This is a genomic window from Pontibacter sp. 13R65 (assembly GCF_047525655.1).
Lineage (GTDB): Bacteria > Bacteroidota > Bacteroidia > Cytophagales > Hymenobacteraceae > Pontibacter.
Map to the genome: position 1 here is coordinate 86,800 of NZ_JBLIQL010000015.1, position 16,842 is coordinate 103,641.

The 16,842-nt window shown below is 46.8% G+C and carries 9 protein-coding genes; 8 read left to right on the forward strand and 1 reads right to left on the reverse strand.

Annotated features, from left to right (window positions below; genetic code table 11):
• Window positions 1-136: 136 nt before the first annotated feature.
• The 5 genes from ACMA1I_RS16550 (at window position 137) to ACMA1I_RS16570 (ending at window position 5,597) form a co-directional block, all read left to right on the forward strand.
• Window positions 137-1,324 (forward strand): thioredoxin family protein, encoded by a 1,188-nt coding sequence (locus ACMA1I_RS16550; RefSeq protein WP_337069526.1) that lies wholly within the window; start codon window positions 137-139, stop codon window positions 1,322-1,324.
• Between the two features lie 865 nt (window positions 1,325-2,189).
• Window positions 2,190-2,399 carry a twin-arginine translocase TatA/TatE family subunit gene (locus ACMA1I_RS16555; RefSeq protein WP_337069527.1) on the forward strand — a complete coding sequence of 70 codons (210 nt, stop codon included), beginning with the start codon at window positions 2,190-2,192 and terminating at the stop codon, window positions 2,397-2,399.
• 29 nt (window positions 2,400-2,428) lie between these two features.
• Window positions 2,429-2,647 carry a twin-arginine translocase TatA/TatE family subunit gene (locus ACMA1I_RS16560; protein WP_337069529.1) on the forward strand — a complete coding sequence of 73 codons (219 nt, stop codon included), beginning with the start codon at window positions 2,429-2,431 and terminating at the stop codon, window positions 2,645-2,647.
• Window positions 2,644-4,083: an Asp-tRNA(Asn)/Glu-tRNA(Gln) amidotransferase subunit GatA gene (gene gatA / locus ACMA1I_RS16565; RefSeq protein ID WP_337069530.1), complete on the forward strand. Its 1,440-nt coding sequence runs from the start codon at window positions 2,644-2,646 to the stop codon at window positions 4,081-4,083. Before ACMA1I_RS16560 ends, gatA begins: the two co-directional genes overlap by 4 nt.
• A gap of 8 nt (window positions 4,084-4,091) precedes the next feature.
• Entirely contained in the window at window positions 4,092-5,597 is a 1,506-nt protein-coding gene (locus ACMA1I_RS16570) for a lytic transglycosylase domain-containing protein (protein WP_337069532.1), read from the forward strand.
• 170 nt (window positions 5,598-5,767) lie between these two features.
• Here the strand turns inward: ACMA1I_RS16570 and ACMA1I_RS16575 are convergent, their stop codons facing one another.
• A complete protein-coding gene (locus ACMA1I_RS16575; protein WP_337069533.1) occupies window positions 5,768-6,199 on the reverse strand; it encodes a DoxX family protein in 432 nt (143 codons plus the stop codon).
• 574 nt (window positions 6,200-6,773) lie between these two features.
• Here ACMA1I_RS16575 and ACMA1I_RS16580 point away from each other — a divergent pair.
• The 3 genes from ACMA1I_RS16580 to sprA are packed head-to-tail and all read left to right on the forward strand — an operon-like array spanning window position 6,774 to window position 16,821.
• Window positions 6,774-9,047 (forward strand): NADP-dependent malic enzyme, encoded by a 2,274-nt coding sequence (locus tag ACMA1I_RS16580; RefSeq protein WP_337069534.1) that lies wholly within the window; start codon window positions 6,774-6,776, stop codon window positions 9,045-9,047.
• On the forward strand, window positions 9,044-9,634 hold the full coding sequence (gene ruvA, locus ACMA1I_RS16585) for a Holliday junction branch migration protein RuvA (protein ID WP_337069535.1): 591 nt from the start codon (window positions 9,044-9,046) through the stop codon (window positions 9,632-9,634). Before ACMA1I_RS16580 ends, ruvA begins: the two co-directional genes overlap by 4 nt.
• A gap of 14 nt (window positions 9,635-9,648) precedes the next feature.
• Window positions 9,649-16,821, forward strand: a complete 7,173-nt coding sequence (sprA, locus tag ACMA1I_RS16590; protein ID WP_337069536.1) for a cell surface protein SprA — start codon at window positions 9,649-9,651, stop codon at window positions 16,819-16,821.
• The last annotated feature ends 21 nt before the right edge of the window (window positions 16,822-16,842 follow it).

Here is a 16,842-nt window from a genome sequence, read left to right on the forward strand (position 1 = left end):
TATAAAAAGGAAGGCGTTTGCTGCTATGGCACAGGAAGCTATGCATTAGATTATTGAGATGAAATTGGCCTCCAGAAGGAGTTACTTTGCATAAACATGTAAGGACGTTTTATTAATTTCCCTATCTTGAGCTCATATGAAAGCTCAATACTACCTCCTTCTTTTCTTTATTTTCCTAGCACTGGTGTGCAAGGGCCAATCAAATGGCATAACATTCGAAACTGCCAACTGGGAAAGCGTGCTTCAGAAAGCAAAACAGGAACGTAAACCTGTTTTCTTGTATGCCTACACACCCTCTTGCGGATCTTGCAGGCAAATGGAAAAGGAAGTGTTTACAAACCCTGAAGCAGTTTCGTACTACAACTACACATTTGTAAATTACAAGATAAACATAGAAGATGGATCAGAGGGAGAGGCACTAGCAGCAAAATATGCTATAGTTGGATTTCCGACCTACCTATTTTTCGATAAAAACGGAACGCTACTCCACCAGAGCGGTTCAGCTAAGTCTGCCCCAGATTTTATTCTGGACGGTAAAAATGCTTTTAACCCGCGTACTGCCCTCTTCACGCTAAAAAGAAAATACGATAAAGGAGGCAGGTCTGCTCGTTTCCTCTACGACTACAGCCAGGCGCTTTCCACCTTTCACCAGGCTGATAGTCCGGAAGAAGTTGTAGTGGCGCAGTATCTAAAAACACAATCTACCAGGCAACTTTCTTCTGAAAAGAACCTGAGGTTTATTTTTACAAGGTACCTTGACCTAAATGCTTCAGCCACACAATACTTTCTGCTAAACCAGCAAAAGTTTCTGCCATACTTTCCGGACGATGAGATAGCGCAAAAGGCTCAACAAATAATTAGGCGGGCAGCACATAAGGCAGGACACGAAAACGACACATTACTTTTCAAGAATATTCAGGGGCTAATATCCTCCGCCATATACGATACAAGCAGGCTTTCCTCCTTAGCAAAAATTTACTTCTTTGGAGGTCAGGGAAACTGGCCTAAATACGCAGCAGAAACATGGGCTTATGCAAAAGGTGAAGGTGGGGCAGACTGGATAACCTTACACGAAACAGCGGCCTATTTGCACCATTTCGCTAAGGAAAAGGAAGCGTTACAGGTAGGTGCGGCAATTATGGCAAGAGTTGTGGACCTGGAAAAAAGCTACGATAACCTGCTCCTGCTTGCACGGCTGTTAACCAAAACAGGCAAAAATGCCGCAGCCATAGAAGCAGCAGGAGAAGCAATTACAGTAGCAAAACTCACAGGCGAAGACACTAGAGACGCTGAAAAACTTGTTTCGAGGTTAAATGAGAAATAATATCATCCGGTGAAAGCGCCACTTCAGAATAAATAAAGATTTTGCTTTTTGGAACTGAGCCTGAATTTTCCGTCTTCTTCCCCATGATCTGCTGTAGACAAAAATTCTCTATCTCGTTTCCAGTTCTTCTCATTGCCACATCAGCACCTGAACATACAGCACACGCTAATCAAATTTTTCTAATAAATTTGCCCTTCCGGAGGCTTTTGAGACTGTAACTGCCTTAGGGATGTGGATCTTCTAGTACAGGGAGGGGATAAAAGTAAAAAAACACCCTACAATGCAGGGTGCCTTTCCAAGCTATGAAAACAAACTTAATAAATCTTTTATATAAAACAGGATTATATATTTCTTCTCCTGTATTAATTTCAAACTAATATAAATGTATTTTTTTACTTATCCAATACCGACTAAGTAAACGTCAGCCAAATTAATAAAAAAACGGTAAACGGAAAAACGTAATTTATATATATTATTTTCAGGAGATTACGTCGTTTCCTGTGTTTATTCTATAACAAATGTCGTACCAGCTCTTGCCAAAAATATAAAACACTAACATTCAAACATATAATATTTCAGAGAACACAAGACTCATCCCATTTTTGGAAAACAACACCCAAAAAGAGACATTTTTCATTCAAAGTAGGTGTAAAAGTGGAATAGCAAAAGCGGTAAAATGTATTTGGCTGCAAATAATATTTATTTGAGGTTGCAATCCAAAGTCTTTGCTATATCGTTTGTTATGGCAGTTTCCCATCATTGGCGGCAAACAAAATGGCGACCAGTAAACTAAAGTAAGGTTTTATGGGTTTTAATAAAATATATACTGTAATTTTGTAGTAATTTCATCTTAACATTTAAGATTATGGCAATCACCAACGTATTTCTTTTTATGGGATTAGGAGGCACAGAAATAGCTTTCATCCTGATCGCTATCCTGCTGCTTTTCGGTGCAAAGCGTATTCCTGAACTGGCAAGAGGCCTGGGCAAAGGTATCCGTGAGTTTAAAGACGCTACCAAAGAAATAAAGAGCGACATCGAAAGCTCCGTGAAAGACGATAACCACGTAAAGTAGTTTCACCTTACACATAATTCATTATTACTATGTACTCAGGTACACTTTTCCTTTTCCTGGGCGATCTGGGAGGGGGCGAACTGTTTGTTGTACTTACAGCAGTGCTGCTGCTGTTTGGTGCCGATAAAATCCCTGGCATCGCCCGTAGCTTCGGCAGAGGCATCAGGGAGTTTAAAGACGCTACAAACGAGATCAAAAACGAATTAGAAAGACATATCGACGACGATAACAAACCTAAAACAGTTTGAAAAAGTATAATTCGCTCCGTGCTGTCCGCGCGGATATAGAAAGCGGACAGGTAACCTGCCGCCAACTCGTAGAATACTACCTGCACAACATCAAAGAAAAAGCGGATCTTAATGCTTTTCTGGAAGTATTTGAAGAGGAGGCCTTTGCGCAGGCAGATGCAGTTAGCAAGAAAATTGCAAACGGCACGGCCGGCAAGCTGGCAGGTATGGTCATTGGCATTAAGGATGTGCTGGCTTACGAAGGTCACTCGCTGCAGGCCGCCAGCCAGATTCTGCAAGGTTTTAAATCGCTTTACACCGCCACGGCTGTTAAACGCCTGCTGGAAGAAGATGCCATTATTATTGGTCGCCAGAACTGCGATGAGTTTGCCATGGGCGGCTCTAACGAGAACTCATCTTTTGGCCCTGTACTCAATGCCGACGACCCTACCCGCGTGCCGGGTGGCTCTTCCGGTGGTTCGGCAGCAGCCGTACAAGCTGATCTTTGCCTTGCCTCTATCGGCACCGACACCGGGGGCTCTGTTCGTCAGCCTGCCTCTTTCTGTGGCATTGTTGGCCTTAAGCCCACCTATTCACGGATTTCACGTTTCGGACTAATTTCTTATGCTTCATCTTTTGACCAGATTGGCGTCATTACCCGCAGCGTAGAAGATGCCGCACTTCTGCTAGAAGTAATGGCCGGACCGGATGACCTTGACAGCACCGTAAGTCATCGGGAGGTGCCTTCTTACAGCACGCAGCTTTCTACCGGAGATAAAAAATTCAAGATCGGTTACATTAAAGATTGCTTTGAGCGCGAAGGCCTGAATGCAGAGGTAAAAGAATGCATACTTGGCGTAAAGAGCATGCTCAAAGACGCTGGCCACCAGGTGGAGGCGGTAGATTTTCCGTACCTCGACTTTATAGTGCCTACTTATTACATTCTGACCACAGCAGAGGCAAGTTCTAACCTTGGCCGCTACGATGGTGTACGATACGGCTACCGCAGCCCGAACGTAACTGACCTGGAGTCGCTGTACAAAAAGACTCGCTCAGAGGGTTTTGGAGAGGAAGTGCAACGCCGCATTATGCTGGGCACCTTTGTGCTTAGCGCCGATTACTACGACGCCTATTATACTAAGGCTCAGAAAGTTCGTAGACTAATAAAAGAGAAAACAGAAGAGTTGCTGCAGAGCTACGATTTTCTTATATTGCCAACTGCTCCAACCACGGCCTTTAAAATAGGCGAAAATTCAGAGAACCTGCTGGCCATGTACCTGGCTGATATTTTTACAGTACAGGCTTCTCTTGCTGGCGTTCCGGCTATTTCAATTCCTGTCGGGCGCGACGAAAAAGGTCTTTCCATTGGCTTACAACTTATGAGCCGGTCGTTTGCAGAAGCTTCTTTGTTAGCTTTTTCGAACTATATCCTGGAAAAGACAACCGTAGAAGTATAAATTACAGAATGAAGTACTTACAACGCATTACCATTCTTACAGTTATAATTGGCAGTGTTTTGGCCCTGAGTGCCAGCGCTGCCAATTTTAGCTTTAGGGTAGCAAGCCATATCCAGGAAGATTCGCTTAAGCCTAAATTAGACACAACACTGCTCCTTCAGGAGGAAATAGTAGAATACATTCCGAATGAGCCAAACGAGGTGATCCAGGATAGGCTAAGCTGCATCGAATCGGAAGTTCCGCTTACATTTAATCCGTTTGTAAGAAGTTTTATCGATTACTTCACAATCCGAAACAGAAAGTATACCCGCACCATGATTTCGCGGGAAAACGTGTACTTCCCTATTTACGAGCGCTACCTGAAAAAGCACAACATGCCGCAGGAGCTCAAGTACCTCTCTATTGTAGAATCAGGCCTTAACCCCAAGGCAGCCTCCTGGGCAGGAGCTGTCGGTCTATGGCAGTTTATCGGATCTACAGGCAGAGAATACGGCCTGCACCACAACCAGCATATAGATGAGCGTATGGACCCTGAAAAGTCTACTGAGGCGGCCTGCCGTTTTCTGAAGCGACTCTACAACACCTATGGCGACTGGGAACTGGCTATGGCCGCCTACAACTGTGGCCAGGGCAATGTAAATAAGGCCATCAGGCGTGCAGGTGGCGGTAAAAAAACTTTCTGGCAGGTGTTTCCTTACCTGCCAAAAGAGACCCGCAGCTATGTGCCTTCCATGACGGCCGTCATCTATGCCATGCACTATGCGCCGGAGCACAACATCTTCTCCGACTCTATTTTATATGCCGTACCTACCGAGCACCTGGTTATAGATCAGCCAATCGACCTGGAGCGGTTAGCCGAGCAACTTCATATAGCCCCGGAAAAACTAATGGCACTGAACCCCGAAATCAAGAAGCCTGAGCTCCCGGAAAGTATAAAAAATTATAAATTACGCATTCCTGCTCACAGCACTGCTTTGTTAAAAACAGATAAGGAATGTATTTTACTGGCCTCGCTGCCTGCCTCTAAACAGCCTGATCTTTTAAAAGACCTCGCTCCCACAGAAACACCGGCTATCCTGGCTTCTGCCACCACCGAAGCCCCTGCTGATACGGCCGAACAAGAAACTACTTACGTAGTGAAGCGCGGCGATAACCTTATACGCATTGCGTTACGCCACCAGGTAACTGTAGAAGAATTAAAGAAGTGGAATAAACTGGAGGGCAATTATATTCAGCCCGACCAGAAACTAACCATTATGGTTCCTGCCACTAAGCCTACTACCTTATTAGCCTCTGCAGCTCCTGCTGTGGCAGCAGAAACTCCGGCAGCTGCCAAAAAGCAGGCGCAACCAAAACCGGCAGAAAAACTGAAGAAAATATATCATGTGCAGCCAGGCGATACTCTGTGGGATATTTCTCAGAAGTACAATGGCATTACAGTAGATCAGATAAAAAAGGTGAACAACTTAAAGTCGAATAAACTAAAGCCTGGTCAAAAGCTCATTATCAGCTAATATAGGTAATCACATGTCATTAAAACCATAGAGCCTCTTCTGTTGCAGAAGGGGCTCTATGGTTTTATGCTAATACCCCAGTACCCTATTGATAAAATAGCATTTTTTACCTCCGGAAGGCGGAATTCATTAGAATAATTACTGCTCGGAAACCAAACCCTCTTAATACATCAAACCTGCAGTGCTGATGCTGTTTTATGCTGCTCTTGCTTGAGGTAATTGGCATATCGTAATTTAGAGAGCTTGTGATAGGTAAGGTACGATACCACCAGAATACCAAAGATGAAAAGCGGGAAGAACGTTTGCCCGTGGAAACCATCTACCACGCCATGACTCACAAATGCCGAAAGCATGGTAATGCCGAAACCAGCATAAGCCCACTCTTTAAACCGGCCTCTTACAAAAGGCAGCACCAGCGCCAAAGCCCCCACTACTTTAAAAACCGTCAGCATTACTCTGAAATAATCCGGGTAGCCCAAATGCCGGACTCCCTCCACCGCAAGTTCTGTATGGGAGGTAAGAGCTGGCATAAGGCCTTCAAAAAGAAAAATGATGCCGGTAGATACCCAATAAATAATCTTGGTTGTCTTATTTGTTTTCATGTTTCCTAAAGCATTTTGTTTATACAAAGGAATAGAACAGGCGGCGCTTTAAAGCGGTGTAATTAAGACATTTTGCAGGGCTTTTGCGACAAACGCAAAATGGCTGCTCTATACTAATGCCTCTCCAGGAAGAGTTGCTGAGATTAAAGAACCAGCTACTTTTTACTTCAGCAAACTCCGGCAAAATTCATTTTCTGAAGTGCATGTAAGCCCTTGGTCTGTAAAATACAATTGTACCTCCCGAAGGCCGTTTTTATTACAATAATTGTGGCATAACAAAAAAATCATGCTCCCTTATTTTCACAAAACTATCGCCTCTGCTGCTCCTATAGCTTATATAGGTAATTTTGAATAGAAACTATAGTGAAATTTCAATAGCGGGGCACTTTGTTTTTTGCTCAAAAAACGAAACATTGTGAGCATATAAATAAGAGAGACAGTATCTTTGTTTCTGGTTTCGGCAAAAGCAACAAGAAATTTTTCAGAAATGGAGTACTATTTTTTGTAAGCCTGCAACCTTAAGTACGATCGAAAGTCTAGTGCAACCTTGATACATACACCTACTACACGTAACATGATTAAAGTCAATAAACAAGATGCCTTAAATTACCATATGCAGGGGCAACCCGGCAAAATAGAAGTAGTACCAACTAAAATGCTGAGTACGCAACACGACCTGGCCCTGGCCTACTCACCGGGTGTTGCCGAACCATGTAAAGAAATTGCCGCTAACCGCGACAATGCCTATAAATATACTGCCAAAGGAAACCTAGTAGGTGTAATTTCTAACGGAACGGCCGTATTAGGCTTAGGCAATATTGGGCCCGACGCCTCTAAACCAGTAATGGAAGGCAAAGGCGTACTCTTCAAAAAATTTGCTGGCATCGATGTTTTTGATATTGAAATAGACTGCACCGACCCAAAGGAGTTCATCCGGATTGTAAAATCGCTGGAACCAACCTTTGGCGGCATTAACCTCGAAGACATTAAAGCGCCGGAAAGCTTTGAGATAGAAACTGCGCTCAAGTCGCAGATGAATATTCCGCTGATGCACGACGATCAGCACGGCACAGCTATTATTTCGTCGGCGGCCCTGCTCAACGCGCTGGAGCTGGCAGAAAAGAACATAGATGAAGTGCGCATTGTGGTAAACGGTGCCGGAGCAGCCGCCATTGCCTGCTCCAAGCTTTATGTGTCGCTGGGTGTAAAGCTCGGCAACATCGTGATGTTCGATAAAAACGGCATCATCAGCACTTCGCGCGATGACCTGGATATGTACCAGGCCCAGTTTGTAACAGATCGCCCGATTAGTACGCTGGCCGAAGCCCTAACCGATGCAGATGTATTTGTAGGCCTTTCGGCAGGTAACGTGCTGGCGCCGGAACTGGTGAAACTAATGGCCCCCAATCCTATCATTTTTGCGCTGGCTAATCCGGACCCCGAAATTCCTTACGATGTAGCCATGGCTACCCGCGAAGACATTATTATGGCTACCGGCCGCTCCGACCATCCTAACCAGGTAAACAACGTGCTGGGTTTCCCTTACATATTCAGGGGAGCATTGGATGTGCGCGCTACCGAAATAAACGAGGCCATGAAACTGGCAGCCGTATATGCCCTATCTTCCTTGGCAAAGCAACCTGTACCAGAAATTGTGCACAAAGCGTACGGCGACAACTCTATCGCTTTCGGCCGCACCTATCTTATTCCCAAACCTCTGGACCCACGCCTGATCACGGCTATTTCGCCGGCGGTGGCCAAAGCAGCCATAGAAAGTGGTGTAGCTCGCATTCCGATTACTAACTGGGAAGCATACGAAGAAGAACTGAAAGAGCGCATCGGCATAGATCAGAAGCTGATGACCCGCATTACTATTCAGGCCAAGAAAGATCCGCAAACTGTGGTGTTTACCGAGGCAGATCATTACAAAATATTAAAAGCAGCCCAGTCGGTACAGGAACAGCGCATTGCAAAGCCTATACTTCTCGGCGATCGCAAAACCATTAACGCCATTATTGAGGAGCACAACTTAGACCTGAGCGACTGCCAGATAATAGACCCTTACGAAGAAGATGCCAAGCGTGAAGAATTTGCTCAGTTGCTTTACAAGCAGCGTCAGCGCAAGGGCCTTACGCTTTCAGACAGTCGCCGCCTGCTGCGCGACCGGAACTACTTTGGCAGTATGATGCTGCAGGTAGGTGAAGCCGATGCCCTTATCTCAGGCCTCACCCGCGACTATTCTAAAACTATACTACCTGCCCTGCAGGTAATTGGGGTGGAGAAAGGTATCAACAAAGTGGCAGGTATGTACATTATCCTGAACAACAAAGAGCCTTATTTCTTTGCCGATACCACCGTTAACGTAAATCCTACTGCCGACGAGCTGGTAGACATCATTGGCCTTACTGCCCGTGCTGTTCGCTTTTTCGACACCGAGCCGCGTATTGCCATGCTATCCTACTCCAACTTCGGGTCGGTACAGGGCGATATACCGAGCAAGGCTGCAGAGGCAGTGCGCAAAGCTAAACAGCGTTACCCGGAACTGCTCATAGATGGCGAGATGCAGGCCAACACCGCCCTGAACCGCGACCTGCTGCGCGAAGTGTATCCTTTTAGTGAGCTGGCTGAGAAAGGTGCCAATACACTTATTTTCCCGACCCTTACATCAGGCAACATTGCCTATAAAGTGCTGCAGGAAATAGGTGGCGCAGAGGTAATAGGCCCTGTGCTCATGGGCATGGGCAAGCCAGTACATATTCTGCAGCTAGGCAGCTCCATCCGCGAAATTATTAACATGGTGTCTATTGCCGTGGTAGATGCTCAAAACCATTATAAACGTACCAGATGATAGCCTATATCGATGGCAAATTAGCGTACAAAGATCCGACCTACGTCATTATAGATGTTAATGGCGTAGGTTACCAGATCAAAATACCGCTCAGCACTTATTCGTCTTTACCAACCGGAGAAAGGTGCCGCCTTCAGACGTACCTGCACATAAAAGAAGATGCCCATACACTCTATGGCTTCACTACTACAGCTGAAAAAGAAACCTTCCTGCTCCTGATCTCTATCTCAGGAGTGGGCCCCAACACGGGCCTGATGATTCTCTCGTCGCTTACGGTGGAGGAAATTCAGCAGGCTATTGTTCGGGAAGATGTACGCACCATACAACAGGTCAAAGGAATTGGTGCCAAAACAGCACAACGTGTTATTCTGGAGTTGAAAGATAAAATTAAAAAAGATGCTTTAACTGATACCACTTCTATTCCTGCAGCAGCACACAATACAAACAGGGCCGAGGCGTTATCTGCTTTAGTGACTTTAGGCTTTGCTAAAACCGTGGCAGAGAAGACACTGGATGCCATTATCAAGCGTGAAGGCAGCAATCTGAGTGTGGAAGAGCTGATAAAGTTTGCGTTAAAATCTTCTTAGAATAATATCCGATTTTGATCTGGAAAAGTAAAAAGCACAACCTGCTCCTGGCAGCAGTTGCTACTATATCTATGATAGCCTGGTGGTCGCAGGCAGAAGGTAATCGCTCGCGCAACCATTTTAGATTATTGGCTTTCCAACATCTGATTGCACTGCAAGACACAGTAAAATCAGATACTGCCAAATTATTACCTTATATTCCTAGTCGTCGTCCTACTTTTGTTCCCCGCGACAGGCGCGGCAACCCATTTAGCACCCGCTCCAGTTCCTCACCCCTCCTGCTAGGTCAGCCAGATAACCTCAAAATGGAAGTAGAACTGGATGATAGTTTGAATATTTATAACATCACAGAGAAGATCGGCGACATAAACTACCGCATGCCTTCGTCTATGTCGTTGCAAGAGTACTCGGAGTGGCAGCAAAAGCAGGCAATCCGCGACTACTGGCGCTCCAAATCAGCCAGCCTCGATGGCGAGAGCGTGCTCAGCAGCAACCGCCTGGTTCCCAAAATTTACTTAAGCCCTGTTTTCGACCGTATTTTTGGAGGCAGCTATGTGGACATTCAGCCTAATGGTAACATCGCACTAAAATTTGGTGCACGCTTTAACCGCAACGAGAACCCTAACATTCCGCTCCGCCAGCAGCGCACCGGCGATTTTGATTTTGACCAGAACATCTCGTTAAACCTTGTCGGTAAAATAGGCGAGAAAATGCAGCTCAACTTTAACTGGGACAATAACGCCAATTTCGATTTCGAGAACAACATGAAGCTGGATTATACCGGCTTCGAAGAAGAGATTATCAGGAAGATAGAAGCTGGTAACGTTAGCCTGCCCCTCAACAACTCGCTGGTTACAGGTGCCCAGAACCTGTTCGGTATTAAAACGCAGCTGCAGTTCGGCCGTTTAGGGGTTACGGCCATTGCTGCCAACGTTCGCGGGCGCAACGATGAAATTGTGATTCAGAATGGCGCGCAGAATAAACCTTTTGAAATCAGGGCAGACCAATATGATAACAACCGCCACTTCTTTCTGTCGCAATTCTTCCGTAACCGCTACGATAACACGCTAAGCAACCTGCCGCTGGTAAACTCTGGCATTGTTATCAGGCGAATTGAGCTTTATGTTACCAACAACAACCGGTCTACAGAAAACCTGCGCAACATGGTTACTTACATGGATATGGGTGAGGCCACCCCTTATCGCCAGCAATTTGGCGGCCGGGCCAATGCTCCCGCCTCCAACGATGTCAACACCCTCTACAGCCAGGTAGCCAACAACAACGCCGCCCGCGACAACAACCGGGTAGATAGCTACTTAAGCGGCTTAGGCTTGCAAAAAGGTGTGGACTTTGAGCACGTACGGGCGCGAAAGCTGGATACACGCGAATACAAATTTAACCCTCAATTAGGCTATATCTCGCTGAACACGCCGCTTCTGCCGGACCAGGTGCTGGGTGTAGCGTTTGAATATACCTATAATGGTCGTACCTATAAAGTTGGGGAGCTGATGGACGATTACCAGAACCGCCAGGATGACCAGGTTATTCAAATGAAAATGCTGCGCGCCACCAATCCTTCGCTGGAGTACCCCACCTGGGACCTGCTCATGAAGAACGTATACCGCCTGGATGCCACCCAACTCAACAGAGAAAACTTTCAGCTGCAGATTGTGTACAAAGACGACGAAACAGGTGTGGACATTACCAGCCTGAAAGAGGCAAGTCCAATCCAGAACATCCCGCTGATAGAAGTCTTTAACCTCGACAATGTAAACACCAACAACGATAAGCCACGCGACGGTAACTTCGACTTTATTCCGGGAATTACCATAGACCCTGAAATGGGCACTGTTATTTTCCCGGTTGTGGAGCCTTTCGGCACTTACCTGGCCGAGCAATTTACAGGCAGGCCCGAACTCGTAGAGCGCTACGTATTTCAGGAACTGTATGAACAAACTCAAACTGATGCACAGCAAAACACTGTAAAAGCCAAGTTCTTTTTGAAAGGTCGTTTTCAGGCCTCCTCCACCGATGAGATTGCCTTGCCGGGCTTTCGTATAGCAGAAGGTTCTGTGGCGGTTTACTCAGGTGGCACCCGCCTGACAGAAGGCACCGATTATCAGGTGTTCTACGACATGGGCAGGATTAAAATATTAAACCCCAGCTACATTAGTTCTGCCAGCGACCTGCGGGTAACCTACGAGAAGGCCGAGTTAATGAATATTCAGCCGCGTACCCTGCTGGGAGCCCGCTTTGATTATGCCGTAAGCGATGATATTAATGTAGGTGCCACAGTACTGCACCTGAAGGAGCAACCTTTTATAAACCGTGTTAGTATCGGTGACGAGCCCAGCAATAACACCATCTACGGACTGGATATAAACCTGAGCAAAGAATCTCGTTTCTTAACAAAACTGACAGATCGTATTCCACTTATCCAGACCAAAGCTCCCTCCAGCGTTACCTTTAGCGGAGAATTTGCCCAGCTGGTACCTAACAAATCAAAGTCTCCGGTAAATGAAGACGGCACTTCCTACATCGATGATTTTGAAGGCTCTGAAACCCCCTTCAGCCTGGGCGGGTTTAATAACAACAACTGGCGACTGGCAGCCACTCCCGCGCCACTTATAAAAGGCGAAGGTCTCGCATTTTCTTACAACCGTGCTAAACTTGCCTGGTACACCGTAGATCAAATTTTCTACCGCGAAAACGATAACCTCCGGCCTTCTAATATCACCAAAGAGGAAGTTTCCAACCATTATGTGCGGGGTGTGCGAAGAACCGAGGTGTTTCCGGGCCGTGACCCTCAGGTTGCAAATACCTACGAGTATACCTTCGACTTGGCTTACTACCCACGCGACCGTGGACAGTACAACTATAATCCAAACCTGGATGCCCAGGGCAGGTTACAGGGAGACCCACGCAACAACTGGGGAGGCATCAGCCGCGACATTGCTTTCGATACTGACTTTGATAACGCCAATATTGAGTATGTGGAGTTTTGGATGATGGACCCTTTCATTACAGGCCCCAACGGCCGTAAAGACGATCTGGGAAACCCTATTACCAGCACCGAAGGAGGCGAATTAGTACTGAACCTTGGAAGTGTTTCGGAAGATATTATGAAGGACGGCCGTTACTCCTTTGAAAATGGCTTGCCTGCCTCTCCTACCGATGTACAGAACCTGGAGGAGACTATCTGGGGACGCGTAACTACCCAACAATTCCTGACAGATGCTTTTACCGGAGTACCAGGAGGTCGCCAGTTCCAAGATATCGGCCTGGATGGACTCAACGATGAAGATGAAAGACGACACTTTCAGTCAAGCTTCCTAAACCTGATTCCGGGCTCGCCAGCACAATCTGTTTTAGACGACCCCTCAGCTGATAACTTTAACCACCACCTGGATGCGATTTATGATCAGCAGGGGGCAGGTATTTTGCGCCGCTATAAGAACTTTAACGGCATGGAGAATAACTCGCCTGAAAATAGCCGCTTCTCCAACTATGCCTTCCCAGACAAAGAAGACCTGAACCGCGACAACATCATCAGTGATCTGGAGCAGTATTACGAATACAAAATAAACCTGCAGCCTGGTCAACTAAATGTAGGGCAGAACTATATTGTAGACCGCATTGTGCAGAATATTCACGGCGACCAGGTAAACTGGTACCAGTTCCGCATTCCTGTGCGCCAGCCTACAGGCAGCGTAGGTAACATCAACGGCTTTAAGTCTATCCGGTTTATGCGGATGTACATGACGCAGTTTGCGGACCCGGTGGTGCTGCGTTTCCTGCAGTTCCAGTTTGTGGCTAATCAGTGGCGTACGTTCCTGCAACCTATTACAGATGGCAACCCCTGCCTAACCTGTACCGACGATGCTCGTGCTTTTACGGTTTCTACTGTGAACATAGAAGAAAACGGCCAACCGGTAGAAGGTAGCATTCCGTATGTAGTGCCGCCTGGAATTGAACGTTTGCGTGACTACGCCTCTACCAACAACCGCCGCCAGAACGAGCAGTCGCTGCAGTTGTGTGTAGAAGACCTGAGAGACTCTTTCTCAAAGGCTGTTTATAAAAATATTTCGCTCGACATGCTGATATACAAGCGCCTGAAAATGTTTGTACATGCAGAGAGCAGCAACCCGAATACCAGAGACGACGACACTCAGGTATTTATTCGTATCGGAACAGACTATTCGCAAAATTACTACGAGTACATTGTTCCGCTCAAACTCACCAACCCTAGTGCCAACACCCGAGAGGAAATATGGCCCTCTGAAAACGAAATAGACATTGCCATTCAGGACCTTGTGAACGCTAAGATGGAGCGGAATAAAATTGCCGGTTACGATATGCGTCTTCCTTACGATACTTCGATCAATGGCAAAACGATCAGGGTAATGGGTAACCCCGATTTTAGTGAGGTGCAAAGCGTTATGATTGGGGTGCGGAACCCTAGTAGGCCGAACGAAGACAGCAGCCCGCACTCTGTTTGCGTGTGGGTAAACGAGCTGCGCGTAACCGACTTCCGTAACCAGACCGGCTGGGCAGCTAACGCGCGCCTGAACACCAAACTCGCCGACTTTGCCAGCATTACAGCCACCGGTAGCTACACTACTATAGGCTTTGGTGGCTTGCAGCAAAAAATAGCACAGCGCGCCCGCGAAAATACTGCTTTGTTCGATATTAGCGCCAACGTGGCAGCCGACAAGTTCCTGCCCGAGAAATCTGGCATTAAGGTGCCACTAAGTGTGCAGTATGGTACTTTAAACAGCCAGCCTCAGTTCGACCCGCTGGACAAGGATGTGCCGCTTGAGCAGTCGCTGGAACGCTTTAATTCTGATGATTCGGAGCGGGAATACAAAAGGAAAGTAACGACCATGGAGACCCGGAAAAGCATCAGCTTGCTTAATGTCCGGAAAGAGCGTACCAACCCCGAAGCCAAAGTGAAGCCATACGATGTGGAGAACCTTTCTTTCTCCTATTCTTATGCCGAGCGCTTGTTTACCAACATCGAAACAGAACGCGATTTCACCAAAACATATACAGGCGGTGTAGCCTATACTTACAATAACACACCTAAGAACTATACCCCGTTTGCACAGGTGGAGGCCATCAAATCGCCTTACCTGCGCCTGATTAAAGACCTGAACTTTACCCCCCTGCCAAGCAGCTTCGCTTTCCGGGCTGACCTGGACCGCCGCTACAACGAAACCTTCCTGCAGCGCCGCGAGGCAGGCTCGAGCGTTATTAGCTCCAGAGGCATTGCGCCAACCTTCCAGAAGTATTTCTTCTTCAATCGCATCTACGACATGAAGTGGGACCTAACAAAGAGTTTAACAATAGATTACACCGCTTCTAATCGCTCGGTAGTAGATGAGCCAGACGATCGTATAAACAGCGACATAGACTCTATTGCCTATAAAAATGCGATTATATGGAAAAATTTGAAGTCAGGAGGACGGAATACCAACTTTAACCAGGTAATTGCCGTGAACTACAAGCTCCCGCTCGACAAGTTCCCGTTAACAGACTGGATGAGCGCCGAAACGCGTTATGCCGCCACCTACATCTGGACAGCAGGCTCTACAGCTTTGAACCAGGATGCAGAGTTCAGGCTCGGAAATATTGCTGAAAACAGCACCGACTTTACCTTAAACGGCAAGTTCGACCTGGTAAAGCTCTACAACAAGGTGCGGTTCCTGAAAGATGTTAATACGCCACCGCCGCCACAGGCACAGCCCCCACTTGCAGCTCCTAACGACACTACCGCACAAAAGCCAAGGTCTGAAATGAAGTTTGCCAAGTCTTTGGCACGCCTGCTGATGATGACACGCTCTGTTAACTTTGTATATGAGCAGGATAAGCGCAGCATGGTTCCGGGATACCTGCCATCGAGCCATATGTTTGGCCTCGACAAAGGATTTGAGGCACCTGGTTTACCATTTGTGCTGGGCAGGCAATACGACCTTGATGAGCTTTACAACACAGTATCTGGCAATGGCTGGTACACCGATAGCAGCCAGTACCTCAATACTCCTTTCAGCTCGGAGTTAGCAGAGATTATGACGCTGCGTGCCAACCTGGAGCCAATTAAATCATTTAACGTGCAGATAGATGCCCGTCGCAATCTTTCGAGAATACAGGAAGTGTTTTACCGTAAGGAGTTCGATGACTTTGGCAATACCGGCGCAATAGACCAGCGGCAGAACCCCATCAACATGGGCTCGTTCAGTACCTCGTTTATGGCGCTGGGCACCTTGTTCCAATCGACTTCCGGCGGCACGTCTCAAGCTTTCGATGATTATATAAAGAACAGGTACAATGTGCAGGAGAAGCTGACAAATGCCAACCCAGCAGCGGCAGACTCTGCTTACAGACTTAACTCGCAGTCGGTACTGATGGAGTCTTTCCTGTATGCTTACCAGGGCCGCGACATAAACAAGTACCAGGCAAAATCTTCGAAGCCGTTTGACCGCCTGCCTATTCCAAACTGGCGTATCGACTACAACGGTCTGTCGCAGCTGGAGTTCTTTAAGCGCTGGTTTAGTCAGGTAAACCTGACCCATGCCTACAACTCCTCGTACAACATTACCAACTTTACCAGCTCATTGGCCTACGATCAGGAACCTGCAGGCTTCCCATCTAACAGAAATGAGTTTGGGCAGATAATTCCGTATTACATTGTGAGCCAGGTAACAATTATGGAACGGCTGGCCCCGCTGCTAGGTGTTAACTTCAGAACCAAAACTAACTTTACAGGCCGTCTGGAGTATAAGGTGGAGCGGAACCTATCGCTGAACATGACCAATGCGCAGGTAACCGAGACTAATGTAATCGATTATGTATTTGGCTTCGGTTACACTAAAAATAAATTAAAACTACCGTTTATGACCAGGGCGCTCGATAATGAGGTGACCATGCGAATGGATTTCTCGGTACGTGATAACCAGACGGTGCAGCGGGCTATCGCCCGGGATGAGCATGGAAATGAGTACAGCCAAAACCAGATCACAAACGGCACCAAACAGCTCACCTTGCGCCCAACCGTAGACTATGTGCTGAGCCAGCGGGTAAACATGCAGTTTTATTTGCTACGTACTGTTTCTGATCCTAAAATATCTACTTCGTTCCGTAATAGTGTAACGGAGGGAGGCATTCAGCTACGAGTAAGTTTGCAATAATATTTCAGCATTGGGAAAAAG

What these genes read in the sequence shown, in the direction of transcription:
- ACMA1I_RS16555 (WP_337069527.1), top strand. Translation starts at nt 2,190, where the DNA reads ATGGCAATCACCAACGTATTTCTTTTTATGGGATTAGGAGGCACAGAA.
- ACMA1I_RS16550 (WP_337069526.1), top strand. Translation starts at nt 137, where the DNA reads ATGAAAGCTCAATACTACCTCCTTCTTTTCTTTATTTTCCTAGCACTG.
- ruvA (WP_337069535.1), top strand. Translation starts at nt 9,044, where the DNA reads ATGATAGCCTATATCGATGGCAAATTAGCGTACAAAGATCCGACCTAC.
- ACMA1I_RS16570 (WP_337069532.1), top strand. Translation starts at nt 4,092, where the DNA reads ATGAAGTACTTACAACGCATTACCATTCTTACAGTTATAATTGGCAGT.
- ACMA1I_RS16580 (WP_337069534.1), top strand. Translation starts at nt 6,774, where the DNA reads ATGATTAAAGTCAATAAACAAGATGCCTTAAATTACCATATGCAGGGG.
- ACMA1I_RS16575 (WP_337069533.1), bottom strand. Translation starts at nt 6,199, where the DNA reads ATGAAAACAAATAAGACAACCAAGATTATTTATTGGGTATCTACCGGC.
- ACMA1I_RS16560 (WP_337069529.1), top strand. Translation starts at nt 2,429, where the DNA reads ATGTACTCAGGTACACTTTTCCTTTTCCTGGGCGATCTGGGAGGGGGC.